General features: G+C 63.0%; 2 protein-coding genes. Both read left to right on the top strand.

Translation table 11 applies throughout. From position 1 onward, the window contains the following. Positions 1-1,229, top strand: a 1,229-nt coding sequence (gene istA / locus IVA82_RS34650; RefSeq protein WP_247493736.1) for an IS21 family transposase, incomplete at its 5' end; no start/stop codon positions are given. A gap of 14 nt (positions 1,230-1,243) precedes the next feature. Then, positions 1,244-1,870, top strand: a 627-nt coding sequence (istB, locus tag IVA82_RS34645) for an IS21-like element helper ATPase IstB (RefSeq protein ID WP_247493735.1), incomplete at its 3' end; no start/stop codon positions are given.

The following is a 1,870-nucleotide window of genomic DNA, read 5'->3' as shown; positions in this document are numbered from 1 at the left end:
TGTGGGAGGAGTACCGGGCGGTCCATCCGGAAGGTTATGGCTACAGCCGGTTCTGCGATTTATTCCGGGAATTCGAGCGGCGGCTGTCTCCGACGATGCGGCAGGACCATCCGGCCGGCGACAAGGTCTTTGTCGATTACTCCGGCAAGAAGATCATGATCGTTGATCGCGCAACCGGGGTTGTGCGCGACGCGGAGATCTTCGTCGCCGTGCTTGGCGCCTCGAATTACACCTACGCCGAGGCGACCTGGACGCAGACACTTCCGGACTGGATCGAGGCCCATGTCCGGATGTTCCGGTTCTTTGGCGGGGTGCCCCGCCTCGTCGTCCCTGACAATCTGAAGTCCGGCGTGCGCCGGGCGTCGTTCTACGACCCTGAAATCAATCGCAGCTACGGGATGATGGCGTCCCATTACGGCGTTGGCATCCTTCCGGCACGGCCAAGAAAGCCCCGGGATAAGGCAAAAGTGGAAGCCGGAGTGCGTTTTGCCCAGACCTATATCCTCGGACGGCTTCGCCGGCAGACCTTCTTCTCGCTGGCTGAGGCGAACGCGGCAATCGCCGCCGCGCTGGAGCGCATCAACGCCCACGTCATGCGCCGGATCGGCGTCAGCCGCCGACAATTGTTCGAGACCGTCGAGATGCCTGTCCTGGCGCCGTTGCCGGATGCCGACTATCAGTTCGCGGAATGGCTCCTGGCCCGCGTCTCGCTCGATTATCACGTCGAGGTCGACGGCTTCTTCTACTCAGTGCCACACGGCCTGATCCGGGAGCAGGTCGACGTTCGCGCCACCACCCGGACCATCGAGTTGTTCCATCGGGGTTTGCGGGTTGCTGCTCACCAGCGCCGTTATGGCGGCCGCCGGCACGGCACTGATCCCGATCACATGCCCAGTGCGCATCGGCGTTACGCCGAGTGGACTCCCGATCGATTCCGGCGCTGGGGGCGGTCGATCGGGCCCAACACCGAGGGGCTCGTCCTCGCCATCCTGGCCAATCGGCCTCATCCCGAACAGGGATTCCGGACCTGTCTCGGCGTGCTTCGGCTGTTCAAGGATCTCGATCCCGAACGCGCCGAGCTGATCGCGGCCCGCGCGGTCGCGGTCAGCGCACTGACCTACAAGAGCATCGCCTCCATCATCGCCAACAAGCTCGACCGCAGTTCTCGCGATACCGAGGACGCGATCATCGAACATCCCAATCTGCGCGGCCCCGGTTACTTCCATTGAAAGGATTATCCAGCATGCTGACCCATCCCACCCTCGACCTGCTGCATAGCCTCGGTCTCCACGGTATGGCCAAAGGCTTCAAGGACCTCGATGCCCAGTCCGAAGCGCGCAGCCTCGAACACGCCGAATGGCTGGCATTGCTCCTGGAACACGAGAAAACGCTGCGCCAGCAAAAGCGGTTCGAAAGCAGAGCTCGCGCCGCCAAGCTGCGTCATGCCGCCTGCGTCGAGGATGTCGATTACCGCGCCATCCGCGGCCTCGACCGCGCGCTCTTTCTAAAACTCGCCGCTGGCGACTGGATCCGGGCACGACATAATCTCCTCGTTACCGGGCCATGCGGCGTCGGCAAGAGCTGGCTCGCTTGCGCCCTCGGCAACAAGGCCTGCCGAGACGACTTCTCAGTTGCCTACCATCGTGTGCCGCGTCTCTTCGCCGCTCTCGCACTCGGCCGCGCCGATGGCCGCTATACCAAGATACTGCGGGCGATCGCACGACTTGATCTGCTGATCCTGGACGACTGGGGACCAGAACCTCTCGACGCCGACCAGCGCCGTGATTTGCTCGAAATCGTCGAGGATCGATACGAAGCCCGCTCGATTATCGTCACCAGCCAGCTGCCCGTCGATCGCTGGTACGAAATC

It is taken from the genome of Bradyrhizobium sp. 142 (assembly GCF_023074015.1).
Taxonomy (GTDB): Bacteria; Pseudomonadota; Alphaproteobacteria; order Rhizobiales; family Xanthobacteraceae; genus Bradyrhizobium.
The sequence above is the reverse complement of the archived record's forward strand: the minus strand, read 5'-3'. Positions and strand labels throughout refer to the sequence as shown.